Source organism: Pseudomonas asplenii, assembly GCF_001293465.1.
GTDB lineage: Bacteria > Pseudomonadota > Gammaproteobacteria > Pseudomonadales > Pseudomonadaceae > Aquipseudomonas > Aquipseudomonas fuscovaginae_B.
The window spans coordinates 36,767-60,246 of sequence record NZ_JSYZ01000011.1; the positions used below are offsets into that span (position 1 = coordinate 36,767).

General features: G+C 64.8%; 26 protein-coding genes. 13 read left to right on the plus strand and 13 right to left on the minus strand.

Annotation, left to right across the window (positions count from 1 at the left end):
• Position 1: 1 nt before the first annotated feature.
• From PF66_RS15790 to PF66_RS15835, 10 genes are all read right to left on the minus strand, one after another.
• On the minus strand, positions 2-517 hold the full coding sequence (locus PF66_RS15790; protein WP_054063215.1) for an integrating conjugative element protein: 516 nt from the start codon (positions 515-517) through the stop codon (positions 2-4).
• On the minus strand, positions 514-1,071 hold the full coding sequence (locus tag PF66_RS15795; protein ID WP_241494382.1) for a lytic transglycosylase domain-containing protein: 558 nt from the start codon (positions 1,069-1,071) through the stop codon (positions 514-516). The genes PF66_RS15790 and PF66_RS15795 overlap by 4 nt, the downstream gene beginning before the upstream one ends.
• Complete coding sequence (locus PF66_RS15800) at positions 1,068-1,778, minus strand: TIGR03759 family integrating conjugative element protein (RefSeq protein ID WP_054060428.1); 711 nt, start codon at positions 1,776-1,778, stop codon at positions 1,068-1,070. Before PF66_RS15800 ends, PF66_RS15795 begins: the two co-directional genes overlap by 4 nt.
• Entirely contained in the window at positions 1,775-2,458 is a 684-nt protein-coding gene (locus PF66_RS15805) for a hypothetical protein (RefSeq protein ID WP_054063217.1), read from the minus strand. The genes PF66_RS15800 and PF66_RS15805 overlap by 4 nt, the downstream gene beginning before the upstream one ends.
• Positions 2,455-2,988, minus strand: coding sequence for a PilL N-terminal domain-containing protein (locus PF66_RS32760; RefSeq protein WP_054063218.1), 534 nt, complete (start codon positions 2,986-2,988; stop codon positions 2,455-2,457). The genes PF66_RS15805 and PF66_RS32760 overlap by 4 nt, the downstream gene beginning before the upstream one ends.
• Positions 2,989-3,162: 174 nt before the next feature.
• A complete protein-coding gene (locus PF66_RS15815) occupies positions 3,163-3,468 on the minus strand; it encodes a hypothetical protein (protein ID WP_054060431.1) in 306 nt (101 codons plus the stop codon).
• A 359-nt stretch (positions 3,469-3,827) separates the two neighbouring features.
• A complete protein-coding gene (locus PF66_RS15820) occupies positions 3,828-6,197 on the minus strand; it encodes a hypothetical protein (protein WP_054063219.1) in 2,370 nt (789 codons plus the stop codon).
• Between the two features lie 49 nt (positions 6,198-6,246).
• Complete coding sequence (locus PF66_RS15825) at positions 6,247-6,996, minus strand: ABC transporter permease (protein WP_054063220.1); 750 nt, start codon at positions 6,994-6,996, stop codon at positions 6,247-6,249.
• Positions 6,997-7,003: 7 nt separating this feature from the next.
• Complete coding sequence (locus tag PF66_RS15830) at positions 7,004-7,993, minus strand: ABC transporter substrate-binding protein (RefSeq protein ID WP_054063221.1); 990 nt, start codon at positions 7,991-7,993, stop codon at positions 7,004-7,006.
• 13 nt (positions 7,994-8,006) lie between these two features.
• Positions 8,007-8,822, minus strand: coding sequence for an ABC transporter ATP-binding protein (locus tag PF66_RS15835; RefSeq protein ID WP_054060458.1), 816 nt, complete (start codon positions 8,820-8,822; stop codon positions 8,007-8,009).
• 143 nt (positions 8,823-8,965) lie between these two features.
• Here PF66_RS15835 and PF66_RS15840 point away from each other — a divergent pair, with 143 nt between their 5' ends.
• The 4 genes from PF66_RS15840 (at position 8,966) to chrA (ending at position 12,670) form a co-directional block, all read left to right on the plus strand.
• Positions 8,966-9,688 carry a GntR family transcriptional regulator gene (locus PF66_RS15840; protein ID WP_054060459.1) on the plus strand — a complete coding sequence of 241 codons (723 nt, stop codon included), beginning with the start codon at positions 8,966-8,968 and terminating at the stop codon, positions 9,686-9,688.
• Positions 9,689-9,798: 110 nt separating this feature from the next.
• A complete protein-coding gene (locus PF66_RS15845) occupies positions 9,799-10,290 on the plus strand; it encodes a GNAT family N-acetyltransferase (RefSeq protein ID WP_054060460.1) in 492 nt (163 codons plus the stop codon).
• Between the two features lie 66 nt (positions 10,291-10,356).
• On the plus strand, positions 10,357-11,298 hold the full coding sequence (locus tag PF66_RS15850) for a chromate resistance protein ChrB domain-containing protein (protein WP_054063222.1): 942 nt from the start codon (positions 10,357-10,359) through the stop codon (positions 11,296-11,298).
• Positions 11,291-12,670 carry a chromate efflux transporter gene (gene chrA / locus PF66_RS15855; protein WP_054063223.1) on the plus strand — a complete coding sequence of 460 codons (1,380 nt, stop codon included), beginning with the start codon at positions 11,291-11,293 and terminating at the stop codon, positions 12,668-12,670. The genes PF66_RS15850 and chrA overlap by 8 nt, the downstream gene beginning before the upstream one ends.
• A gap of 141 nt (positions 12,671-12,811) precedes the next feature.
• Here the strand turns inward: chrA and PF66_RS15860 are convergent, their stop codons facing one another.
• The gene (locus tag PF66_RS15860; protein ID WP_081006075.1) at positions 12,812-13,423 is read right to left on the minus strand and encodes a LysE family translocator; all 612 of its coding nucleotides are present in this window, start codon (positions 13,421-13,423) and stop codon (positions 12,812-12,814) included.
• Between the two features lie 100 nt (positions 13,424-13,523).
• Here PF66_RS15860 and PF66_RS15865 point away from each other — a divergent pair, with 100 nt between their 5' ends.
• Positions 13,524-13,976: an Lrp/AsnC family transcriptional regulator gene (locus PF66_RS15865; RefSeq protein WP_054063224.1), complete on the plus strand. Its 453-nt coding sequence runs from the start codon at positions 13,524-13,526 to the stop codon at positions 13,974-13,976.
• Between the two features lie 37 nt (positions 13,977-14,013).
• Here PF66_RS15865 and PF66_RS15870 read toward each other — a convergent pair whose 3' ends face one another.
• On the minus strand, positions 14,014-14,559 hold the full coding sequence (locus PF66_RS15870) for a VOC family protein (protein ID WP_054063225.1): 546 nt from the start codon (positions 14,557-14,559) through the stop codon (positions 14,014-14,016).
• Positions 14,560-14,617: 58 nt separating this feature from the next.
• Complete coding sequence (locus PF66_RS15875) at positions 14,618-15,370, minus strand: SDR family NAD(P)-dependent oxidoreductase (protein ID WP_054060464.1); 753 nt, start codon at positions 15,368-15,370, stop codon at positions 14,618-14,620.
• A 108-nt stretch (positions 15,371-15,478) separates the two neighbouring features.
• Here PF66_RS15875 and PF66_RS15880 point away from each other — a divergent pair, with 108 nt between their 5' ends.
• The 8 genes from PF66_RS15880 (at position 15,479) to PF66_RS15915 (ending at position 23,475) form a co-directional block, all read left to right on the plus strand.
• A complete protein-coding gene (locus tag PF66_RS15880; RefSeq protein ID WP_054060465.1) occupies positions 15,479-16,396 on the plus strand; it encodes a LysR family transcriptional regulator in 918 nt (305 codons plus the stop codon).
• A gap of 150 nt (positions 16,397-16,546) precedes the next feature.
• A complete protein-coding gene (locus PF66_RS15885; protein ID WP_054063226.1) occupies positions 16,547-16,951 on the plus strand; it encodes a nuclear transport factor 2 family protein in 405 nt (134 codons plus the stop codon).
• 210 nt (positions 16,952-17,161) lie between these two features.
• The gene (locus PF66_RS15890) at positions 17,162-18,655 is read left to right on the plus strand and encodes an aldehyde dehydrogenase (protein WP_054063227.1); all 1,494 of its coding nucleotides are present in this window, start codon (positions 17,162-17,164) and stop codon (positions 18,653-18,655) included.
• A gap of 270 nt (positions 18,656-18,925) precedes the next feature.
• Complete coding sequence (locus PF66_RS15895; protein ID WP_416773502.1) at positions 18,926-19,849, plus strand: ABC transporter substrate-binding protein; 924 nt, start codon at positions 18,926-18,928, stop codon at positions 19,847-19,849.
• A gap of 15 nt (positions 19,850-19,864) precedes the next feature.
• Complete coding sequence (locus PF66_RS15900; RefSeq protein WP_054060467.1) at positions 19,865-20,668, plus strand: ABC transporter permease; 804 nt, start codon at positions 19,865-19,867, stop codon at positions 20,666-20,668.
• The gene (locus tag PF66_RS15905) at positions 20,656-21,489 is read left to right on the plus strand and encodes an ABC transporter ATP-binding protein (protein ID WP_054060468.1); all 834 of its coding nucleotides are present in this window, start codon (positions 20,656-20,658) and stop codon (positions 21,487-21,489) included. Before PF66_RS15900 ends, PF66_RS15905 begins: the two co-directional genes overlap by 13 nt.
• 192 nt (positions 21,490-21,681) lie before the next feature.
• Positions 21,682-23,001 (plus strand): flavin-containing monooxygenase, encoded by a 1,320-nt coding sequence (locus PF66_RS15910; protein ID WP_054060469.1) that lies wholly within the window; start codon positions 21,682-21,684, stop codon positions 22,999-23,001.
• Positions 23,002-23,058: 57 nt separating this feature from the next.
• Positions 23,059-23,475 (plus strand): RidA family protein, encoded by a 417-nt coding sequence (locus PF66_RS15915; protein ID WP_054063228.1) that lies wholly within the window; start codon positions 23,059-23,061, stop codon positions 23,473-23,475.
• The last annotated feature ends 5 nt before the right edge of the window (positions 23,476-23,480 follow it).

The following is a 23,480-nucleotide window of genomic DNA, read 5'->3' on the forward strand; positions in this document are numbered from 1 at the left end:
CTCATTGATCCAGGCCGGTTTCGGTCACCAGCACCGGGTAATGCTCGATACCCAGGCGCCGGGCGAGGTCATCGGCTGAGGCCGGGGCCATGTCCAGGCCCCTTGCGAGCAGGCGCAACTCGGCCAGAGCCGGCAGCCGTTGCACGTTGACCACCAGGCCGACCGCCTTGAGGTCGCGCAGTACCTCGACCCGTTCCCGCAGCCAGTGTCGCGACAGCTCGTCATCACCCACCAGAAAGATCGGCCGCAGGCCGGGGATGTTGTGGACGCGAGGTGCGATCCGCCCGGGTTTGAGGATGACGGAGCGGACCGGCAGCATGTCCGCCTCTGCGTAGGGGCTCACGCGCACGGTGGGCAGTTGCATGGCCTTACCCGGCCGTGGCGCTGCGGACAGGTTGAGTGAGCGGTAGTAGGCCAGCGCGGAGGTACCGCCCAGGTCCTCCACGACCTTAAGCTCAGCCTCGGTCGCAAAGGGAACCAGCAGCATCAGGGCGCCGAGAGAACGAAGGGGTTTCATGGGGTGTTCCTTCCTTGAACCAGTCCATGTGAAACGCGCGCCAGCTGGCGCGCGAAGGCCTTGCGATAGCGTTCGGCGGGCGCACCCCCGACGGGCCGGTGATAACGCCCGGCGGTGGTCACCCAATCGATGCCGGGCTCCTTGTGCTCCAGCAGCAGGTGGGTGACGACGCTCAGGTTGCGGTACGGGTCCAGCGCCTGGCAGGGGTGAGTGAAATGTTCGCCGTTCCAGCCCAGGTTGACCTGGCCGAGCCCGGCGTCCACCCGTTTGGCGCCGACCTCGTGGATCGCCAGCAGCAGGGCGCGGCAGGCTGATCGACGGTCGGCGAAGCGCCGGGCCTCGCCGGCGACATTCAGGGTCCAGGGCCAGGGTATCAGCCGGCCGCGCAGCCGGGCGCCACTCTCCTGCAGGGCCAGCGCGTACAGCACCTGCGCCGGCACCGGGGTGCCTTGCGTTGCCCAGCGGTAGGCCAGGGGGGGCGCCGCGGCGACCGGCAGGCTCAGCAGGCCGGCAACGGTCAGAACGCCCCACAGGCGCAGATGGCCCGGGCTCATTGCCGTCGCCATTGACCGTTCACCGGGCGCATCACGGCGGGAACGGGCCCGCTGTCGCCCAGGCGGGCCCAATGCCCGGCATCATGATTGAGGGTGATTTCCCGCCGCCGCACCTTCTGCGGATCAATGCCGGCCTGCCTGGCCCAGTCCCGTAGCAGGCTGTCGTTGCCGCCGTTGTCGAGCAGGTAGAGATCGAAGCGCTGGCCATCGCGTTGCAACTGCCCGACGCGGGTGATGCAGCTTTGGCAGCCGGGTTTCACGAAAACGGCGAGCCGGCCGGCGGCCTCGACCGGTGAAGCCAGAGCGGCGCTGCCGATCAGGTTCACTGGCAACTGATCGGCGTACAGCCGTTTATAGGCCCTGTCGTAGGCCCTCTGGTAATCGAGCAGCTTCTGCAGGCGGGCGAATTCGGCCTGAGCCTGCATCTGCGCATAGCGCTCCTGCTCAGCGGAGTCTCGTGCTTCGATGCCAAGGGCCGTCAACGGGTCGAGTTGGGGGGAGTGCACACCCAGCGGGCCTTCCATCAGGCGACGATAGCGCTGCCATTCTTCCTGTTTGAGCCCCCATTCGGCGGCGCGCTGCTGGTCGAGGGTGCTTTGCCGGTAGAGGCGATCTGCCTCGGTCGTCTGAGTGACGGGTTGTGCCATGACCGGCACCGACAGGAGCAGACCGCTCAACAGCCACCCACATCGTTGTTCGTCCCTCATGGTATCGACACCGCCGTGGCAGATCCGTCAGGCTTGACCCAGTGGGCCTTTCCCGAATCCAGGGCGGTCAGGCGCCAGCCCTGGAACAGCATGCCGGGCCGCAGCAGGTGCACATCTCCCAGCCGTTGCAGGCCCTGGGGCAGGACCGCCAGAAATGCCTCGCCCGCCCGGGACTCAAGGCCCAGGAGGGTGAAGGGGGGCGGGCTGGGCTTGGCGCTCACGGGGTTTGTCTTACGAGCTTTCGGCCTGGTTGAGGCACCGGGTGGCGCAGCCGCGGCCGTCGGCGTGGCGGTGCAGGTCGAGGAACACTTTTCCACGGTGGCCTGGAGCATCAGCAAGGTGCCTTCGCTGTGCTGCAAGCGGGTGCTCATGGCCGTCAGGTCCGCGGCAAGGCTGTCGACGGTGCGAGTGGTCGTCTCCAGCGCGCCCAGGCGCTTGAGCAGCGACTGCTGCGCGTGCTGGAAGTCTTCCTTGAGCACGCCCTTGAAGGGCTGCATGCCTTCCAGTTCATGATCGATCCGTTGCAATTGCTGTTGCAGGCTGTGTATCCGCTCGGCGGTCTGTCCTGCCTGCATCGCGTCCGAGAGGGTCGAGAGCCGGTCGGCGAAGAACACCGCACAACCCACCACCAGCAGCACCGTTGCGCCTTGTACCAGTGCACTGCGTGAAGGCCGTTTCATTCTCGGCCTCCGGCCAGCGACGTCGCGCTGAAGCAGATGCGCCTGGCGCGCTCGTCGATTTCCACCTGCCAGGCCGGCCCGGCCAGGGCCAGCAGGGCGTTGCCGACCGTGATCGGGCCCAGCCGGTAATGCGCGGCGGGCAGCGGGTGGGCATACAGCACTTGCACCCCCTCGGGCGCGGGGCACAGGCGATAACCCGAGCGGCGCAGGACATGGATCATGGCGTCCTGGACACTGGGGTTCAGGTGATCCGGTATGCGGATATCGATGACCTGGCGCAGCAGATCCAACTGGTCGGCCCGTGGCGCGGTGTTGACCAGGGTGTAGCGCGCCATTCGCAGTGGCGGTGACAGCTCGGGCTGCAACGGACGGTCCCGGGACACAACCGGCAGCAGCGCCCCCGCAGAGTCACTGAGCCCGGTGGACACAGGTGGCGGTTCTGGCGAGACGCAGCCGGTCAGCGCGATCGCCGCCAGCGGCACTGCAAGCGTTACAAGAGCGGCCAGGGGCCGGGTAGGGGAGCCATGCATCCAGGTGTCCTCACGCGGTGTTGAGCACAGGGTTGCAAACCTGCGAGACCGTCACCGTCAGGAAACTGGATTGCGATGCGCGTTATTTCAGGCGGCCTCTGACCGCGAACAGGAAAAAGCCCGCCGAAGCGAGCCTTTTCTTGAGGTTGTGCCCGGGGGCGAGAATCGCGACGGTCACCCGGGCCATTCTTCCTTGAGCGAAAGCAGCAGGTACGGCAGCCCGTTTTTCCTATTCAGCAGGCTGAGCACCAGTTGCAGACGGAACCGTTTCCCCTTGAGCGGGCACAGGTCGAAATGCACCTGCTCGGCCTCAGGTTGCCGGTTGTGGGCCTTGGCCGCTGCGCCAAGCAGCTCCCGCAGGCGGATTTCGAAGGTTGACCCCCGTTGGCCCCTGTAGTCCTTTACGGCTTTCTTCCATAGCCGCGGGGTCAGGATAAGGGCGTGCCTGAAGGTAGCGCCCGCCTGTTGCGGTTGGGACATATGACTTCTCCTGTTGGAGAGAAACCACCGGTCCCGACCGGGAGGTGATTTCCCGGTTGAGGTAACAAGACGATGCAGCAGGTCACGCCCGTATGCTTGAGCGTCTGCCCTGGGCGGATGCAAGAGTCGGGGAGAACAGCGCAGTCACAGTGAGGCTTCCATCGACGGAGGTCGATCGGTCGCATGACTGGAAGCGCTGCGACCTGGAGGCGGACCCTACGCAATGGCGTATCGTAGCCCCTCGGATCCAAGCTACATCGGCATGGTGCTGAAGATGTCAGCGGTATGCCCCCACACAATGAATAATGCTGTGGGGGCTGTCAAAACCCGATCTGCTACAGGTTCTTTCGGGGCCACCCTCAAAGTGTGACGAATAGCGCCGAGGTCCAGACCCGCGACTGGTCACGCTGGCGGGCGCTGATGAACAGCGGATGTTCACGGCCTTTTTCCAGGTTCAGCGAGTTCAGCTCGATCCGTCCCGCCACTTCGCGTGGTAGCGGCGCCTCGCTGATCTGTTCCAGCGAAACCTGCAGCTCGGCACCCGGCAACGGCTTGACGAACGAGCCGCTGGCCAGCAGTTCCTCGCCGCTCAGGTGCAGCGTCACCGTCGGGGCATGCACGTGCGCAGGCGGTGTGAGCGGGTCGCCGACCTTGACGTAGCCATCGATCCGCAACTGCACGTTGAGGTGGGCGCCGGCCAACTGGGAAATGTCGATTTCCAGGCTGTCGGTGTCGCCGTTGGTGTCGGTCTTCAGGGCCAGGGTGGTGGCGTCCTTGCGCCAGGCCACCTGTTCGGGGTGGTCGGCACCGAGGAAGCGGAAGGCGTTGATGGTTGCGCCGGTGAGGCTGATCTCGCCCGTCCAGTAGGCGCCGCGGTAGCGGTCCTTGATCCGTGCACCGCCCAGGCGCAGACGGATCCGCCGTGGCGACAGGCCGGCCTCTGCATGCAGGTTGCGCGACCAGATGCGCTGTTCGCCACGGAACAGTTCGATCTGTTCCCAGCCGGCGTCGCCCAACAGCCGGTAATCCAGGGCGGTTTCACCGTTGACCGTCAGCACATCGCCCATCAGGTGCTCGCCCAGGCGCAACACCGCCAGGCTGCGTTCGCCGGTGGTCGCGAAGGTGTGGCGGGCACGCAGGGCCCGGCCGACGCCGGCCCGGTCGAAGCTCTCGGCGATCACGCCGGTCAGGCCGCCGCGCGAACCGAACACCGCCGTGGCCGGTACACCGCCGCCGCAGCGGCCCTGGTGCTCGTCGCTGTTGGCCGCGGCACCGACCCGGTAGCCGCGCTGCAGCGCTTCGGCGTAGACCCAGTGGAACTGGCCCCAGGCCGAGCCGACTTCCACCAGGCGCTCCAGTTCGGGGTGGTGCCAGTCGAGGTTGCAACGTCGACCACCGACGTGGGGCATCATCAGGTGGCCTTCCGGGTTGTGCGCGTAGGCCGCGTACAGCTCATCCACCGGCCAGGCACCGGGCTTGATGGTGCCGGCGGTGAACTCGTTCCATTCGAAGGACCGCACCAGGCGTCCCTGGGCATCGAACGGGAACTGCGGCTTGCCCTCGTGGAGGAACACCACGTTGCGGTCGCCGCCGGCGCAGGAGTTGCCGCACCACTCGGTACCCGGATAGCAGACGAAACGCCCCGGCTCGTTGAGTTCGTGGATCAGCTTGACTGCCGCATCCCAGCGCTGCTCGGTGATGTTGAAATCGTTGGCGGTATAGCCGAGCACATCGAGGCCGGCGACATCACGACCGTAGCTGAGGTTGTACAGGGTGTCGTTGGTGCCCACGGTGTCATCGGAATGCACGTGCAGGTCGGCATACAGTGGCCGCAGCGTGCCGAGTGCCGCATCGACATTGACGAACGCCGAGCCGGGCTGCACGCCGGCCTGCCCGGTGACGGCCTGGATCGACCATTCGCCCTGCGCCGTCAATTCGATGGTCGGCACCCGCAGGATCGCCCAGCCTTCGCCGGCCAGGGTGAAGGGCAGGCGCCGGATCTGCTGCGCAGGCCCGGCCAGCGTGAGTTCGCCGGTCAGTGGTGTGTGTCGGCAGGTGTTGCCCCAGGCGTCGTCCGCGCGTACCAGGAGGTCGAACGGCTGGCCTTCGCCGACCAGGCGCGGGGCGATCACCTGCAGTCGCTCCGGTGCACCGGGAATGATGTCCAGCAGCAGGTCGCCCGGTACTTCGGCGAACTTGGAACTGCCCAGTGGGTCGATGAACAGGCGCAGGCGGAAGTCCTTTTCGACGAAACTCTGCACGCGGGTGCCGGCACCTCCCTGGCGGCGGTCGCCGAGGCGGATGATGATGCGGTCGCCGGGGTTGAGATAGCCGTCGACGATGTCGATCAGGATGGCCTTCTGGAAGGGCCGCTCATGGCCCTTCTGGTCGAAGCGCACCTTCAGGTGCTGCACCGTGGCCGGGCTCTGGCCCGGCACCAGGTCACCGGCCTGGTACTCGGCGCTGACATAGTTGGCCGCCGTCGGGTCGGAGGTCTGGAACAGCGCCCAGTCCGAGTAGAACTTGAACGCCAGCTTGAGCCAGGCGCCGTCGGCCAGGCCGCTGGCACCGACCTCGTAGACGAAAGTGATCTCGTCCCACTGGCCGGCCACCAGGGTCTGGCGGTCGCACTGGATGCTGCCGAGGAAGGGGCGTGCCTTGTTGCGTTCGTAGAGCCCGCTGGGGGCGATGTACGGGCCGGCGTCACGGGGATCGAAGGTCTGGCTCACGGGAATACCTCGTTGGAAATCGCAAACGTGATGGGAACGGCGGGGCGCCTCAGGCGGCCCGCCAGGATTGGTAGTGACGTTCGAGCCGGCGGAACACCAGGCTTTCCATCAGCCAGGCGAGCAGGCCGATGATGACGATGCCCAGCAGCACCTGGCTGCTGTTGCCGATCTGGCCGCCCATGGAGACCATCCAGCCGATGCCCTGGGAAGCGCCGATCATTTCGGCGGCCACCAGCGCGCGCCAGCCCTGGCTGAAGCCGATGCGCAGCGCGGCGGTGAGAAACGGCAGCGACGCCGGCAGGTAGATGTGCAGCAGCAGTTGCAGCGCAGTGGCGCCGAGGGTCCGGGCCGCGCGGACTTCGCCGTCGCGGATGCCCAGTACGCCCTCCTGCAGGGTGACGATCATCGGGAACACGGCGGCGATGAAGATCACCAGCATGATCGAGAAGAACCCGAGGCCGAAGATGATCAGGATCAGCGGTGCCCAGGCGATCGGCGGGATCGCCATGAACAGGCTGTTGAGCGGCGCGACGAACTCGCGCAGGCGCCGCCACAGGCCGGCGGCAGTGCCGACCAGCACTGCGACGATCACCGCGCTGGCGAAACCGACCAGTTCCTCCAGGGCGCTGGCGCGGAACTGCTTCCACAGCGAGCCGTCGTCGATCCAGCGCAGCGCCTCGGCGGCGACCACCCAGGGTTGTGGCAGCACGTAGCTGGGGAAACGGCTGGCCAGGACGATCCAGACCAGCAGCAGAAAGGGCAGCGAGGCCCAGCCCCAATGGGGTCTTGGCAATTTCATCGGCGGCTCAACGGGAGGCTTTCTGCAGGTAGGAGGTGTCCACCAGGTCCTTCAGGGGCACCGTGGTGTTCATGAATTTGAGCGCGTTGGAGTAAGCCATCAGGCGCTCGATGAATCGCTGGTCGGCGTCGCTCAGTTCGGCCGACCAGCCCAGGCGCTTGCGCGCTTCGGCGACGATGGCCCGGCCGTCGGCCTGGGTGCCGTCGGGGCGCTGCACCGGCTCGAGGCGGAACGCGTCGGCGATGATCGCGTTGGATTCGCTCGGGTGCTCGTTGAGGTAGGCAATGGCCCGGCGGTGGGCGCGCAGCAGTTTCACCACGTCCTCGGGACGCTCACGCAGGGTTTGCGGCAGGCCGATGACCACGTACCACGGGTATTGCGGCAGGGCCTGGTTCACATCCAGCAGCAGGCGGGCCGAGCCGCGCAGCAGGGCCTGGCTGACGAAGGGTTCCCAGGAGAAGGCGGCGTCGACGAGGCTGCGGTCGAGGGCGGCGTTCATGTTGCCTGGCGGCATGTCGACGATGTCCAGGTCACTGTCCGGATTCAGCCCGGCGCGCTCGCCGAGCACGTAGCCGCGCAGCAGCACGTCCATGCCGCTGCCTTTCTTCACGCCGGCCAGCTTGTGGCCCTTGAGCCCGGCCAGGTCGTGGATCTGGCTGTGGGCACCGGCCAGCACGGCGGCCTGGCCATAGTTGACCTTGGCCAGGATCACGCTCTTCAAACCCCGCGTATACCACTGGTACACCGGCGGTGCGCCGACGTAGGCGACGTCCAGCTCGTGGGCCGCCAGGGCCTGCTGGATCACCGGGCCGTCGCCGAGGGCCTTGATGTCGACGTCCAGTCCTTCGTCACGGTAGTAGCCGAGCTTGTCGGCGATCAGTACGGGGGCGTTGGCCATGGCGAACACGTAGCCGATGCGCAGCGGTTCGGCGGCCTGGGCCGGGGCCAGCCAGGAGGTCGCCGCCAGGGCGACCGGCAGAAGCAGTTTCTTGATCATGTCGGGCTCGTTGTCAGTGGGTGGAGTCGATGCGCAGGGGGGAAGCGGCCATGACCTCGCTGATGCGCGTCATCAGGTCATTGCGGTAGTCGAGAAACTCGGGCAACCGGCGGGTCTCGAGGTTGCTGCGCGGGCGCGGCAGGTCGATGGCCAGCTCGCTGTGAATGCCGCCGGGGGCAATGTTCATGACCACCACGCGATCGGCGAGAAACACCGCCTCGTCGATGTCGTGGGTAATGAACAGCACGGTCTGGCCCAGGGTGGCCCACAGGCGCAGGGTTTCCTCGTTCATCGCCGCGCGGGTGATCGCGTCGAGGGCGGCGAACGGCTCGTCCATCAATAGCACCTCGGGCTCCAGCACCAGGGCCCGGGCCAGCGAGACGCGTTGCTGCATGCCGCCGGAGAGCTGACGCGGCAACTGCCGTGCGGCGTGCTCCAGGCCGACCAGACGCAGGTATTTCAGGGCCTGCTGGCGTTGCTGCGCCGCGTCGCCACGACCGGCGAGCTTGAGCCCGAAGCGCACGTTCTCCAGGGCGCTGAGCCAGGGAAACAGCTGCGGGCTCTGGAACACGTAGCCCAGCCTGGGCAGCTCCGGCCGGGTCGGCAGGCCGTTGACCAGCACCTGGCCGGCCTTCGGTTTCTGGAAACCCGACAGCAGGTTCAGCAGGGTGGTCTTGCCGCAGCCCGAGGGCCCGAGAATGGCGACGAACTCACCAGGGCGAGCGCGCAGGTTCAGCCCCTTGAACACGGCATGGCCGTTCGGGTAGGCGAATTCGACATCCCGAACGCTGAGGGCATCGGGGGGCAGGTAAAGTTCGGCATGGGACATGGCAAGCGGCACCGAGTCATCTAGAATAGGCAATGCTTGGAATAATACGTATTAATACAAGTTGTCCCAAGACTAAATGGTCATAACCTTAGAAGCGAAGCGCCATCACCGTGCTTCATTCATTCCAACGGATCGGTAATCACGTGACTCTCCAGCGAGCAAGCGCCACCTCTCTCTACGAACAGATCGTCCAGCAACTGCTGCACGAGATTCAGCAAGGGCATTACGGTACCGACGGCAAGCTGCCGTCCGAAGCGGAGTTGATGGCACGTTTCGCCGTCAGCCGGGTGACCATCCGCCTGGCCCTCGGCAAGCTGGAAGAGGACGGCGTGGTGGAGCGCAAGCAGGGCAAGGGCACCTTCGTTGCCGCGCAGCAGGTTCGGCACAATCTGGATGCGCTGCGCAGTTTCCATGAGTCGTTGCTGCTGCAAGGGCTGCAGCCGACGATGAGCATGCTCGGGCATGAGCGCATCCCGGTGCCCGATGAATTGCGTAGCCTGTTCGAGGGCCATTGCGTGAAGGTCGAGCGCCTGCACTGGGTCGATCAGGAGCCAATCGCCTATGCCTGTAGCTATCTGACGGATGAACTGCGCGAGGTCGATTGGCAGGAGATGGCGCAGGTGCCGTTGTACTCGGTGCTCGAACGCACCACCGGGCGGGCGGTGATCCGCGCCGACATGGCCATCCGTGCCCGCGAAGCGGACAAGACCCTGGCCGCGCACCTGGGCGTCAAGCGCGGCACGGCCCTGCTGGTGATGGAGCGCACCTCCTGGTTCGACGATGACCGCTGCTGCGATCGCACGACCTTCTTCATCCGGCCGGAGCGTTATGCGTTCGTGCTCAGTGGGGTGTTCAAGAGCCGGTGACAGGACGGCGGGCTCCCCTGTCCAGGCGCGGTGCAACAAGGCTTGAAGCCAGGTGGGCGTCGAGGCTGATACCATTGCGCGATCATTGGTTCACTGTCTGGAACACCTTCATGAGCACCCCGTATTTCCGCCAACCCGTTGCCCAGGACGCCGAGCGCTGCTACGAGATCGAGATCGGCGCCTACGAGGGCGACGAAGCCGCCACCCTGGAAAAGATCCGCACCCGGATCGTGCAGTACCCGCAGGGTTTCCTGATTCTCGAGGTCGATGGCGGCATCGTCGGCTTCATCAACAGCGGCTGCGCCCATGAAGTGGTGATGTCCGACGAGGCGTTCAAGGAACTGGTCGGTCATGATCCCGTGGCACCCAATGTGGTGATCATGTCGGTGGTGGTCGACCCCGCCCACCAGGGCAAGGGCTACGCCAAGGTGCTGATGAACGAGTTCATCGCGCGCATGAAATCGCAGGGCAAGCAGACCATCCACCTGATGTGCAAGGAACAGCACGTCGAGCTGTACCGCAAGATGGGCTATGAGTACGTACGACCGTCGCCATCGGATCACGGTGGGATGGCCTGGCATGAGATGGTCATGTCGCTCTGAGTGGCTTGTAGAACCGGAGTAGCATGGTAGAGTAGAGTTAATAACAAATTATGTTTGAGGCTCTACATGAAAAGTTGGCTGCTTCTCGTGCTGGGGCTGCCTACCGCAAATTCGACCGAGCGCATGCGGGCCTGGCGGGCGCTCAAGGCGTGTGGCGCCAGCGTGCTGCGCGATGGGGTGTACCTGTTGCCCGAGCAGGCGGCTAGCCGGGAGGCGCTGGAGTCGGTAGAGCGTGAGGTCCTGTCCATCAACGGCACCGCGTACCTGTTGCGGGTCGATGACGACGGCGAGCGGTTTTTTCCGCTATTCGACCGCAGTGACGAGTACGCCAAACTGCGCGAGCAGATCGCGGCCTGTCAGCACCAGCTGACTTGCGACAACGCCCTGCAGACCGCCCGGCAGGTGCGCAAGCTGCGCAAGGCCTTCGCGCAGATCGGCACGATCGACTTCTTCCCCACGCAAGCCCGGCAACAGACTGATGAAACCCTGCAAGGGCTGGAAACGGCGATCAGCCGCACGCTGTCGGCGGACGAGCCCAGTCGTGGCGACGAAACGCTTCGCCTGTTGGCCATCGCGGACTTCCAAGGTCGCCGTTGGGCAACTCGCAAGCGACCGTGGGTGGACCGGCTGGCCAGCGCTTGGCTGATTCGCCGTTTCATCGACCGAAGCGGTGAGATTCTCTGGCTGGACACCCCCAGCGATTGCCCGGCCGACGCGCTGGGCTTCGACTTCGATGGGGCGACCTTCAGCCACGTCGCGGAGCGTGTCACCTTCGAAAACCTGCTGGCCAGTTTCCAGCTGGATGACCCTGCGCTGAAGCGCATCGCGGCGCTCGTTCACTATCTCGATGTGGGCGGCCAGCAGCCGGCCGAAGCGCCCGGTATCGAGCGGGTGCTGGCGGGGTTGCGCGAGAGCCTGGTTGACGATGACCAATTGCTGCTGGCCGCGAGCGGCATCTTCGACGGCCTTCTGGTTGCTTTTGCAAACGACGAGAAAAAACATGACTGACTCCCCTGTACGCGCCGCCGGGCAGGCGGCCGAGGCAAGGCCGCCCGTGAGCCTGTTCGAAGCCTTCCTGTTCTGGTTGAAGCTGGGCTTCATCAGCTTCGGCGGCCCCGCCGGACAGATCTCGATCATGCACCAGGAACTGGTCGAGCGCCGCCGCTGGATCAGCGAGCGGCGCTTCCTGCATGCCCTCAACTACTGCATGTTGCTGCCGGGGCCGGAGGCGCAACAGCTCGCCACCTATATCGGCTGGCTGATGCATCGCACCTGGGGCGGGGTGATCGCCGGGGCACTGTTCGTGCTGCCGTCGTTGTTCATCCTGATCGCCCTGGCCTGGATCTACGTGGCGTTCGGTGAGTTGCCGGTCGTTGCCGGCCTCTTCTACGGCATCAAGCCCGCCGTGACCGCCATCGTGCTGCAGGCCGCCCACCGCATCGGTTCGAGGGCGCTGAAGAACGCCTGGTTGTGGGCCATCGCCGCGGCGGCCTTTGTCGCGATCTTCGCCCTCGATGTGCCATTCCCGGCCATTGTCCTGGTGGCGGCGCTGGTGGGGTACCTGGGCGGCCGTTTCCTCCCGGACACGTTCGTCATCGGCGGTGGACATGCCGCGGCGAAGTCGAGCCATGGTCCGGCGTTGATCGACGATGACACGCCCACCCCCGAACATGCGCGCTTTCGCTGGGCGCACCTGCTGCGCCTGTTGGTGATCGGCGCGGCGCTCTGGGCGTTGCCCATGGGGCTCTTGGCCGCCGCATTCGGCTGGCAGGGGACGCTGACGCAAATGGGCTGGTTCTTTACCAAGGCCGCCTTGCTGACCTTCGGGGGGGCCTACGCGGTGCTGCCTTATGTTTATCAGGGCGCGGTCGGCCACTATGGCTGGCTGTCGCCGACCCAGATGATAGACGGCCTGGCCCTGGGCGAAACCACGCCGGGGCCGTTGATCATGGTCGTGGCGTTCGTCGGTTTCCTCGGTGGCTACCTGCAGCCGATGTTTGGCGCCGACCAGCCGTTTCTCGCCGGTGCGGTCGCCGCCAGCCTGGTCACCTGGTTCACGTTCCTGCCGTCGTTCCTGTTCATCCTGGCCGGTGGCCCGTTGGTGGAGTCCACCCACAATGAGCTGAAATTCACCGCGCCGTTGACCGCCATTACCGCGGCGGTGGTCGGGGTGATCGTCAACCTGGCGCTGTTCTTCGCCTACCACGTGTTCTGGCCGGACGGCATCGAGCGCCATACCGACTGGCCGTCACTGATCATCTGCGTGGCGGCGGCCGTGGCCTTGTTCAGGTTCAAGCGTGGGGTGATTCAGGTGTTATTGGGGTGTGGCCTGGTCGGCATGCTGGTCTATCTGGTGCGGCATGGGCTGCTGGCTGGTTGAACGGTCCTGCGCTGAATGTGCAGCGACCCTCGAACTCTAGTGACCGCCGTAGGCACGCACAGTATTCTCCCACGCCGATGGTTCGTAGGAAACCGACTTAATCTCGGAAGGCCATTTCGTCTCTTTACCAGGTGTTACGAGCTACACACTCGTCAACCGCAAAATCGCCGGCAGGGTCGCCACCAACAGCGTCACCGCCATCCCCGCATTGAAGACCAGCGCGAACCGTGGCCGGGTCAGCAACCGGCGAAACGCCACCCCACCCACCGCCCAGATGCCCACGCAAGGAATCGACAACGCCGTCAGCAGCGCCGCCGCGATGCAGAGATTCACCACGTGGTTTTCCACGGGAATGTAGGTCGCTGCCGCACTGATCGACAGTGCCCAGGCCTTGGGGTTGATCCACTGGAACACCGCGCCACCCACGAAGCCCATCGGCGGACGGCTGTCCTGATGCAGTTCCAGCGGACCGCTGCTGGCGATCTTCCAGGCGAGCCAGACGATGTAACCGGCTCCCAGCACCGCGAGCAGGGTATGGATGACCGGCACCGCTTCGAACAACTCGCCCAGGCCCAGCCCGAGAATCGCGAACTGTACGCCCACCCCGAAGGCGATACCGGCCACCAGTGGCAGGGTGCGCCAGACGCCAACCCGCGCACCCGATACCAGCACCATGGCATTGTTCGGGCCGGGGGTGCCGGTCATGACCACACCAAAAAGCAGAAACGCGACAAGCACCGTGAGATCCGTCATGAACACCTTCAACGAGCGGTAAAATAAGGTGGCTATTTTATTGTTTGAATCGCGCACATTGGTTGCATAATGGTGTGTGGATTTGGCTTTGGCGCAATAAATGACAGATATCGACAAAATTGACCGAAAAATATTGCGTGAGCTTTCCCGGGATGCGCGGCAGACCAATGTGAAGCTCGCCGAGCGGGTGGGATTGTCTGCTTCGGCGTGCCTGCGGCGGGTGCAGGAGCTGGAGCGCTCGGGGGTGATCACCGGCTACCGGGCGGTGATCGACAGGAGCAGGCTGGGCGCCGGCTTTGTCGTCTACGTGACGGTCGGGCTGTCCAGTCACACCAAGGAAAGCCTCAAGGCATTTGAACAAGCGATCAGCCAGTCGCCGGACGTGGTGGAGTTTCACACCATCACCGGCTCCATCGAGTACCTGTTGCGGGTCGAGGTCGCGGACATCAAGGCCTACAAGACCTTTCACACCGATGTGCTGGGAGTGCTGTCGCACGTCTCGTCGATCACCAGCCATATCGTGATGGATTCGCCGAAGAACGAACGCCCTTGAACCAGGGCGCTTGCGATCCGCATCGGCGCTGTTTTGGTCAATTGGCCGGCAGCGACACCAGCTCGATCTGCGAACCCCATGGCGTCAGGAAGTAGAACCACTGCACGCCATCGGGGTTGGTAATCGGCTCGTTCAGCACCTTCAGGCCCCTGGCCTTGATCACGGCCAGGCTGCGAGCCATGTCTTGGATCCGCAGGGCGAAGTGAGTGGCGCCGATGTCGTCCTCATGGGGTTGCAGGTGGTTGATCTTTGGCCCCTTGTACTGGAACAGCTCCACCTTGGCGCCGCCTTCCAGTTGCAGCATGACGAAGCGTTCCAGTTCGCTGGACTGATTCCAGTGGAACTGCTTCTTCCACTCAGCCGGAAGGGCACCCGGACGAATGTCCGAGATCACTTGGGCACCCACCAGGTCGGTGAAGAGTTTCACCGCCGAGTCGATGTCGGGTACGTTCATGCCAACGTGGTCGATGGCCGAAACCTGCAGCGCCTCAGGGGTGGTTGCCGGAGTGCCGGCTGTGGCGGCCTGGGCCATCGAGACCAGGGCCAGGGACAGTGTCAACAGGGCAATTTTTGCTGTTTTCACGGGATATTCCTTGGGGTGTAGGGTGACGAGGCCGCAGTGGCTGCGGCCTCCGTGCGGATCAGATCTGCGCCTGGCCACCGTCGACAAACAGCTCGGTACCGTTGACGAAGCTCGCGTCGCTCGAGGCCAGGAACAGTGCGGCACTGGCGATCTCTTCCGGCTCACCCACGCGTCCCTGCGGAATCTGCGAGGCCAGGTAGTCGAGCAGGCCTTGCTGCTGCGCCGCATCCGGGCCGGCCAGGTCGACCAGGCCAGGCGTACGGGTGGCGCCAGGGCTGATGGTGTTGACGCGCACGTTGCGGTCCTTCAGATCGAGGATCCAGTTGCGGGCGAACGAGCGCACGGCAGCCTTGGAGGCGGCGTACACGCTGAAGGCCGGGGTGCCGGAACTGGCGGCGGTGGAACCGGTGAGGATCACCGAGGCGTTGTTGGCCAGCAGCGGCAGGGCCTTCTGCACGGTGAACAGCACGCCCTTGACGTTGCGGTCGAAGGTGTCGTCGTAGTGCTCTTCGGTGATCTGCCCCAGTGGCAGCATCGAGCCGCCACCGGCGTTGGCGAACAGCACGTCGATGTGGCCGCGCTCGGCCTGGATGCGCTGGTAGAGGGCGTCGAGCTGGTCGAGGCGGGTCGAGTCGACCTGCACGCCAGTGGCGTTGCCGACCTGGGCCACGGCGGCGTCCAGTTCGGCCTGGCGGCGGCCGGTGATGTAGACGTGGGCGCCTTCCTGGGCGAAGCGTTTGGCGGTGGCCAGGCCGATGCCGGTGGTGCCGCCGGTGACGACTGCGATTTTGCCTTCAAGTTTGCCGATCATGGTGTTTCTCCCGTTGGGTAGGTGATGTGTTGCGAGATGGGAAAAGCTTATCGACGGGCTGATTTTTTCAAAATAGAATTGTCTGAAATCTATCGTTGCAGAAATGAAATGAGCAAATTGCCCGATTTTGAGGGCCTGGCGATGTTCGCCAAGGTCGCTGAAGAAGGATCGTTCGCTGCTGCCGCCCGGGTCATGGGGGTGTCGGTGCCGACGGTGTCGCGTGCGGTCGCCAGGCTGGAGGAGCGCTTGGGTGGCCGGTTGTTCAACCGTACCTCGCGCCAGTTGTCGCTGACCGAGTTCGGCCTGAGCATGGCGGCGAAGGCTGGCGACATCTACCGCCAGGCCGAGGAGGTGGAAAGCGAAGCGCAGGAGCTGTCGGTGCAGCCACGCGGGCAGGTACGCCTGGCGATCCCGATGTCGTTCGGCCTGCGCTGGGTCGCGCCGCTGATGCCGGAACTGATCCGGCGCTTCCCCGAACTGTCGGTCGACCTGCATCTGTCCGATGCCTCGGTGGACCTGATCGCCGACGGCTTCGACGCCGCCTTGCGGATCGCCGCGTTGCCGGATTCGTCCCTGGTCGCCCGGCGGCTGTGTGCCGTGACCCAGTTCCTGGTGGCGTCGCCTGCCTATCTGGAGCAACACGGTCAGCCACGGCATCCAAGGGAACTGGCCAACCGGCGGTGCCTCAGTTATGCCTATCGGGCCCGCACCCAGGTCTGGCGGTTCAGCCACGACAAGGGGGCTGAAGAAGATGTCGTTCCCAGCGGGCCGCTGCGGGTGACCAACTCCGACGCGATGATTCCGGTGCTGCTGGAAGGACTGGCGATCGCCGAATTGCCGGAGTTCATCGCCAGCGAATACCTTGCCGATGGTCGCCTGGTGCGCCTGCTGCCGGAATGGAGCATGACCCGTGGCGGCTTGTATTTCGTCACGCCGTCGGCACGTACGCGGCCGGTGAAGATCAGGGCGCTATCGGACTTTTTCGCCGAGCATCTCAGTGAACCTGCCTGGCGCTGGCCCAGGTAGAGCAGGGGCCATGATCGCGACTTTCGTTTCATAAATGAAAAGATGGATTTCTATCTTTAATGTTTTTGCTAGAAATGGCCTTCGCTAGAGTGGAGGGCGTCGCCGCCGGTCACTGGCGGTAAACGAATCGACCACTCGAGGACTCCTCCGATGAAAACTGCCGTGCAACTGTTCCAGAACTACCTGGACGCCATCCAGAACCCCCGCGCCGCCGCCGAACTGTTCGCCGAGGACGGCGCCCTGGAAATTCCCTACCTGAAATCGCTGGGCATCACCGACCGTGTCGAGGGCCCGGAGCAGATCGAGGCCTTCATCGCCTCACTGCTGAACAGGGTTCCGGCGTTCAAGTTCCGTCGTATCCGCTTCCTGATCGATACCCCGGACCAGGCCTTTGCCGAGTACGACGTCGAGGCGCCGGTGCCGGCCACCGGGCGCATCTACCGCCAGTCCTACGCCGGTCGGCTGGTGGCCCGTGACGGCAGGATCCAGTTGCTGCGCGAGTCGCTGGACACCGTCGCCGCCGCCACCGCCTTCGCGCCTCGCGATGCCGTCTGATCGCCTTTCGCGATTCCGCAGAGCCTGGTTGCGCAACAACCCGTGGGGCCGGCCGGTCCGGCTACGTCTGTAAGGCCTTAGCTTTTTCCTGTTCAGGCAACAGGAAAAAGCTGGTTTCGCCGCGCGCCGGGTTCCCACCAGAATGCACTCCGACCCCGGGAGTACGTCGAGTGACGGCCCCGGATACACCACGCAACGCCTGGAGTGCGTATGAACGACCTCGACTATTGGCAGCAGCGGGCCGCCGGCCTGAGTTTTTGCGACAAGGCCCTGATCGATGGCCGGCCGGTCAGCGCCGCCGATCGTGCAACGTTCGATGCCATCAACCCGGCCACCCACCAATTGCTGGCCCGCGTGGCGTCCTGTGGCCAGGCCGAGGTCGACCTGGCGGTCAGCAGTGCCCGTCGAGCCTTCGAGCAGGGGCCCTGGGCACGCATGGCGCCGGGTGAGCGCAAGAGAGTGATGCTGCGCCTGGCCGAACTGATCATGGCCAACCGTGAAGAGTTGGCCCTGCTGGACTCGCTGAACATGGGCAAGCCGGTCATGGATGCCTACAACATCGACGTGCCGGGTTCGGCTCACGTCTTCGCCTGGTATGGCGAGGCGCTCGACAAGCTGTATGACCAGGTCGCGCCGACCGCGCCCAATGTGCTGGCGACCATCACCCGCGAAGCCCTGGGAGTGGTGGCGGCCGTGGTGCCGTGGAACTTCCCGCTGGACATGGCCGCCTGGAAGCTGGCGCCGGCACTGGCCGCCGGTAACAGCGTGGTGCTCAAGCCCGCCGAGCAGTCGCCATTCTCCGCGCTGCGCCTGGCCGAACTGGCCCTGGAAGCGGGGCTGCCGCCAGGCGTGCTCAACGTGGTGCCGGGCCTGGGTGAAAACGCCGGGCGGGCGCTGGGCCTGCACCCGGACGTGGACTGCCTGGTGTTTACCGGTTCGACCCGGGTCGGCAAGTACTTCATGCAGTATTCCGCCCAGTCGAACCTCAAGCAGGTGTGGCTCGAGTGTGGCGGCAAGAGCGCCAACCTGGTGTTCGACGATTGCCGGGACCTGGACCTGGCGGCGCAGAAGGCCGCGTTCGGGATCTTCTTCAACCAGGGCGAGGTCTGCTCGGCCAACTCGCGACTGTATGTGCAGCGCTCGATTCACGACGAGTTCGTCGAGCGTCTGCAGGCCCAGGCCCGCCAGTGGTTGCCCGGCAATCCCCTGGATCCGGCCAGCCGCGCCGGTGCGATAGTCGACGCCGGGCAGAGCGCGCGAATCGTCCAGGCCATCGACCGGGCGCGCGAGGAGGGTGCCCGGCTGGTGTGTGGCGGCCGGCGCCTGACCATCGACGGCTCGGACAACTTCATCGAACCGACCATTTTCGCGAACGTCGACAGCCGGATGAGCCTGGCCCGCGAGGAGATCTTCGGCCCGGTGCTGGCGATCAGTGCGTTCGACAGCGAGGAGCAGGCGGTGCGTCTGGCCAACGACAGCATCTATGGCCTGGCGGCTTCGGTCTGGAGTGATGACCTCAATCGTGCGCACCGGGTTGCGCGGGCGCTGAAGGCCGGTACGGTGTCGGTGAACACGGTCGATGCGCTGGATGTGACGGTTCCGTTCGGCGGGGGCAGGCAATCGGGTTTCGGGCGCGATCTGTCGCTGCATTCGTTCGACAAGTACACCCAGCTCAAGACCACCTGGTTCCAACTGCGTGGTTGAAACAGCCGTTATGTTTTTCCTATATCCACTCCATATATTTGATGCTTTCTGAGTAGGTATTCCTGAGGGAATATTGAAACACCACAGTGACAAGTTGCCGCCGGCTCTTTCGAAGCGGGCGCGATGCAATCCTCTTTTGGCCCATGGCCGGTACTGCCAGATAAATAACAACCAACCCAATAGGCAGCGGGAGTGCGTTTAATCATGTCAAACATCTTGCGTGGACTTTCCTTTCGTAAAACTCTCCTGGTTTCGGCACTGGCCGTGGGCATGGCCGGTACCGCGCAGGCGGGGTCGTTGTCCATCGGTCACACCACCTGGGTCGGCTACGGTACCTTGTACCTGGCGCGCGATCTGGGCTACTTCAAGGAGCAGGGGCTGGACGTCACCTTGACCACCATGGAAGAAGCGTCGATGTACATGGCCGCCCAGGCTTCGGGCAAGCTTTCGGGCTCCGCCTCGACCATCGACGAGATTCTCAAGTACCGCAGCAAGGACTTCTGCTTCCGGGCGGTCGCCGCTCTCGATGAAAGCCACGGTGGCGACGGGGTGCTGGTGGGCAAGGACGTCACCAGCCTCAAGGACCTCAAGGGCAAGCCCATCGCCGTGAACGAGGGCTCGGTGTCGCAGTTCTGGCTGTCGTACCTGCTCAAGCAGAACGGCATGAGCCTGGCTGATCTGGATGTGCAGAACATGACGGCTGACGATGCCGCCACGGCGTTCATCGCCGGCCGCGTGCCGGCCGCGGTGACCTGGGAGCCACACCTGTCGCTGGTGCGTGAAAAGGGCCAGGGCAAGGTCCTGGTCGACAGCAGTGCCACGCCGGGGGTGATCGTCGATGTGGTCGCGCTGTCGTGCGATGTGATCGACCGGCAACCCAACGATGTCAAGGCGCTGGTCAAGGGGCTGTACAAGGCCGTGCAGTACACCCATGACCACCCGGAAGAAGCCTACAAGATCATGGCCAAGGGCGTGGGTGGCTACCTGGCCGACCCCAAGGAACTGGCCGCGGCCGCCAAGGGCGTGCGTTTCTATGACCAGGCCATGAGCGAGGCCTTGCTGGGCACACCCGGCAAGCAAGGCGAGATCGCCGGCATCATCCGCCTGGCCGACGACACCTGGAGCAGCCTGCAGAACAAGACCCTGGACGTTTCCTACGGCGACCTGGTCGACACCCGTTTCGTCAAGCAATAAGGCGGAGGCTCCCTGATGATCGATCGTCAATCCTGGGTCAGTCGCTGCCTGACCCCGAAAGTCGAGCTGCCGGCAGCCCTGGTGTTCAGCACCAGTGCGCTGGGCTGGCTGCTGGTGTTCGGCCTCTGGGCCGGGCTGTCCTACGGCGGTGTGGTGCCGTCGATGTTTCTGCCCACGCCAGGGGCGGTGGTCGAGGCGGGCCTGCGCCTGGCCGCCGACGGCACCCTGGGCAAGCACGTGCTGGCCAGCGTCGAGGTGGTGCTGATCGGCTTTGCCGTGTCCTCGCTGGTCGCCGTGCCGCTGGGGTTGCTGATGGGCAGCTTCCGGGTGGTGCAGGCGTTCCTCGAGCCGCTGGTGAACTTCATCCGCTACCTGCCGGTGACGTCCTTCGTGCCGCTGTTCATCCTCTGGATTGGCATCGGCCTGGAACAGCGGGTCGCGGTGATCATCTTCGGTACCTTCTTCCAGCAGTTGGTGATGGTGGCCGACGTGTCCAAGGGCGTCTCCAGGGACCTGATCAACGCCTCCTACACCCTCGGTTCCAGCCGTCGCGACGTGATCGTGCATGTGCTCGGCCCGGCTTCGCTGCCGGGCGTGCTCGACACCTTGCGGGTGACCATGGGCTGGGCCTGGACCTACCTGGTCGTCGCCGAACTGGTCGCTGCCTCCAGCGGCCTGGGCTACATCAGCCTCAAGGCGATGCGCGGCTTCCAGGTCGACGTGATTTTCCTCGCTATCGCGGTCATCGGCCTGCTCGGCCTGCTGACCGATCAACTGTTCCGGGTGCTTCGGCTCAAGGTGGTGTCATGGGCGCAGTAACTGCAATGCAAATGCCGGTCAACCCGGTGAAACAGCCGGTGGGTGCGCAGCCGCGGCTGCAGGTGGATCAGGTCTGCCTGCGCTACCGCAGCCCTGACGGCAATATCTTCACCGCCCTGGAGAACGTCTCGCTGAACGTGCCGGACCAGCAGTTCGCCGTACTGGTGGGGCCTTCCGGCTGTGGCAAGTCCAGCCTGCTCTACCTCACGGCCGGGCTGGCCGAACCGACCTCCGGCAAGATCCATGTCGGCGGGCAACAGGTGCGGGGGCCGGGCGCGGACCGCGGCATGGTGTTCCAGAGCTATACGCTGTTTCCCTGGCTGAGCGTGCGCGACAACATCGCCTTCGGCCTCAAGCGCAAGGGCATGGCCGCCCGGGAGCGCAAGGAGATCGTCGATTACTACCTCGACGAAGTCGGCCTGACGGCTTTCGCCGAGCGTTATCCCAAGCAGCTCTCGGGCGGCATGATGCAACGGGTGGCCATCGCCCGGGCCTTGGCCAACGACCCGCAGATCCTGCTGATGGACGAGCCTTTCGGCGCGCTCGACAGCCAGACCCGCATGCAGATGCAGCAACTGCTGCTCAGGGTCTGGGAGCACAGCAAGAAAACCGTGGTGTTCGTCACCCACGACATCGACGAGGCCATCCTGCTTGGCGACCGGGTCTACGTGATGGGCGCACGACCGGGGCGGATCAAGCGCGAACTCAATGTGCCGATGCCGCGCCCGCGTGACATGGACATGGTGATGGAACGCGAATTCATCGAGATGAAGCGCGACATCCTCGGCCTGCTGCATGACGACTTGCAAGTCGCCCATTGAGGGGGAACTTCCAAACCTGTTTCACGGGTTTGGAAGTTGTTTTATCCGACTGTCTGGCGATATCGAATAATTATAGTCAGGCACAAGTTTAATAATAATTTACCGATGACCAGGCGCTACTTGATCTGCTGCAGCCGGCTCGCAACTACTGTTCATTCAACTACACCAAAGTCCTGGTGAAGGATATAACTCATGTCATTGGATAACATTGAAATCGATACCCTCGTGGTGGGTGCCGGCCAGGCCGGTGTGGCCATGAGCGAACACTTGAGCAAACAGGGTGTGCCTCACCTGGTGCTGGAACGCAGCCGCATTGCCGAAGCCTGGCGCACCGGCCGCTGGGACTCGCTGGTGGCCAACGGACCCGCCTGGCATGACCGTTTCCCGGGGCTGCAATTCGACATCGATCCCGATGGCTTTGCCGGCAAGGATCAGGTGGCGGCCTACTTCGAGACCTACGCGAAAAAGATCAACGCACCGATCCACACCGGTGTCGAGGTCAAGCGTGTGACGCGTCATGCGGGGCGTCCGGGCTTCACGGTGGAGACCTGCTCAGGCACGATCCGTGCGCAGCGCGTAGTCGCGGCGACCGGTCCGTTCCAGAAACCGGTGATTCCAGCCATCGCCCCCAGGGATGAGCGCCTGTACCAGATCCACTCGGCCCAGTACTTCAACCCGCAGCAACTGCCGGAAGGGGCGGTGCTGGTGGTCGGTGCCGGTTCGTCGGGGGTACAGATCGCCGACGAACTGCAGCGCGCCGGCAAGCAGGTCTATCTCTCGGTCGGCCCGCACGATCGTCCGCCGCGTGCCTACCGCAACCGCGACTTCTGCTGGTGGCTGGGCGTGCTCGGGCTGTGGGACACCGAGACCATGCAGGCTGGCCGCGAACACGTGACCATCGCCGTCAGTGGCGCCCGAGGCGGCCATACCGTGGATTTCCGTCGCCTGGCCCAGGCCGGCATGATCCTGGTCGGGCTGACCGAGTCCTTCAACGGCAGCACGGTGACGTTCAGGCAGGACCTGGTCGACAACCTCGACAAGGGCGATGAAAACTACCTGGCTCTGCTCGACGCCGCGGATGCCTACATCGAACGCAACGGCCTGGACCTGCCGCCGGAGCCGAGCGCCCGTGAGCGCGTTGGCGATTCGCCCTGCATCACCCGGCCACTGCGTGAGCTGAACCTGGCCGAGGCCGGGGTGAACTCGATCATCTGGGCCACCGGCTACGCCGTCGACTACGACTGGCTGCAGGTCGACACCTTCGACGACAAGGGCAAGCCACAGCACCAGCGCGGTGTCGGCAGGGAGCCGGGGATCTACTTCGTCGGCCTGCCGTGGTTGTCGCGTCGCGGTTCGGCGTTCATCTGGGGCGTGTGGCACGACGCCCGGCATGTGGCCGGCCACATCGCCACCCAGCGTTCCTACCAGGACTACGAGGACGCCGCCCAGCGCCAGGCGGCCGCTGCCCTGTCCGTCGCCAGCGCGCCCGTGTCCCAGGTCGCCACCGCCTGATCAACCCCGCCAGGCGCGCCCCCGGGGCGTGCCTCGCCCTTTTCGAGGAAACCTGCAATGGCCACACCGACGCACACCCGTATCCGCATGTTCAATACCAAGGAAACCTACCCCAACCAGACTCTGGACAACGACCTGTGCCAGGCTGTGCGCGCCGGCAACACGGTGTACGTGCGCGGCCAGGTCGGCACCGATTTCGCCGGCAACCTGGTGGGCCTGGGGGATCCGGCCGCGCAGGCCGAGCAGGCGATGAAGAACGTCAAGCAACTGCTGGAAGAGGCGGGCAGCGACCTGTCGCACATCGTCAAGACCACCACCTACATCATCGATCCGCGCTACCGCGAGCCGGTCTACCGGGAAGTCGGCAAATGGCTCAAGGGCGTGTTCCCGATTTCCACGGGGCTGGTGGTGTCGGGCCTGGCCCAGCCGCAGTGGCTGATGGAAATCGACGTGATCGCCGTGATTCCCGACTGACAGGA

Bases quoted from the DNA above. Each gene is read 5' to 3' on its own strand.
- PF66_RS15790 (WP_054063215.1), bottom strand. From the start codon at position 517: ATGAAACCCCTTCGTTCTCTCGGCGCCCTGATGCTGCTGGTTCCCTTT.
- PF66_RS15795 (WP_241494382.1), bottom strand. From the start codon at position 1,071: ATGAGCCCGGGCCATCTGCGCCTGTGGGGCGTTCTGACCGTTGCCGGC.
- PF66_RS15800 (WP_054060428.1), bottom strand. From the start codon at position 1,778: ATGAGGGACGAACAACGATGTGGGTGGCTGTTGAGCGGTCTGCTCCTG.
- PF66_RS15805 (WP_054063217.1), bottom strand. From the start codon at position 2,458: ATGAAACGGCCTTCACGCAGTGCACTGGTACAAGGCGCAACGGTGCTG.
- PF66_RS32760 (WP_054063218.1), bottom strand. From the start codon at position 2,988: ATGCATGGCTCCCCTACCCGGCCCCTGGCCGCTCTTGTAACGCTTGCA.
- PF66_RS15815 (WP_054060431.1), bottom strand. From the start codon at position 3,468: ATGTCCCAACCGCAACAGGCGGGCGCTACCTTCAGGCACGCCCTTATC.
- PF66_RS15825 (WP_054063220.1), bottom strand. From the start codon at position 6,996: ATGAAATTGCCAAGACCCCATTGGGGCTGGGCCTCGCTGCCCTTTCTG.
- PF66_RS15830 (WP_054063221.1), bottom strand. From the start codon at position 7,993: ATGATCAAGAAACTGCTTCTGCCGGTCGCCCTGGCGGCGACCTCCTGG.
- PF66_RS15835 (WP_054060458.1), bottom strand. From the start codon at position 8,822: ATGTCCCATGCCGAACTTTACCTGCCCCCCGATGCCCTCAGCGTTCGG.
- PF66_RS15845 (WP_054060460.1), top strand. From the start codon at position 9,799: ATGAGCACCCCGTATTTCCGCCAACCCGTTGCCCAGGACGCCGAGCGC.
- PF66_RS15850 (WP_054063222.1), top strand. From the start codon at position 10,357: ATGAAAAGTTGGCTGCTTCTCGTGCTGGGGCTGCCTACCGCAAATTCG.
- chrA (WP_054063223.1), top strand. From the start codon at position 11,291: ATGACTGACTCCCCTGTACGCGCCGCCGGGCAGGCGGCCGAGGCAAGG.
- PF66_RS15860 (WP_081006075.1), bottom strand. From the start codon at position 13,423: ATGACGGATCTCACGGTGCTTGTCGCGTTTCTGCTTTTTGGTGTGGTC.
- PF66_RS15865 (WP_054063224.1), top strand. From the start codon at position 13,524: ATGACAGATATCGACAAAATTGACCGAAAAATATTGCGTGAGCTTTCC.
- PF66_RS15875 (WP_054060464.1), bottom strand. From the start codon at position 15,370: ATGATCGGCAAACTTGAAGGCAAAATCGCAGTCGTCACCGGCGGCACC.
- PF66_RS15880 (WP_054060465.1), top strand. From the start codon at position 15,479: ATGAGCAAATTGCCCGATTTTGAGGGCCTGGCGATGTTCGCCAAGGTC.
- PF66_RS15885 (WP_054063226.1), top strand. From the start codon at position 16,547: ATGAAAACTGCCGTGCAACTGTTCCAGAACTACCTGGACGCCATCCAG.
- PF66_RS15890 (WP_054063227.1), top strand. From the start codon at position 17,162: ATGAACGACCTCGACTATTGGCAGCAGCGGGCCGCCGGCCTGAGTTTT.
- PF66_RS15895 (WP_416773502.1), top strand. From the start codon at position 18,926: ATGGCCGGTACCGCGCAGGCGGGGTCGTTGTCCATCGGTCACACCACC.
- PF66_RS15900 (WP_054060467.1), top strand. From the start codon at position 19,865: ATGATCGATCGTCAATCCTGGGTCAGTCGCTGCCTGACCCCGAAAGTC.
- PF66_RS15905 (WP_054060468.1), top strand. From the start codon at position 20,656: ATGGGCGCAGTAACTGCAATGCAAATGCCGGTCAACCCGGTGAAACAG.
- PF66_RS15910 (WP_054060469.1), top strand. From the start codon at position 21,682: ATGTCATTGGATAACATTGAAATCGATACCCTCGTGGTGGGTGCCGGC.
- PF66_RS15915 (WP_054063228.1), top strand. From the start codon at position 23,059: ATGGCCACACCGACGCACACCCGTATCCGCATGTTCAATACCAAGGAA.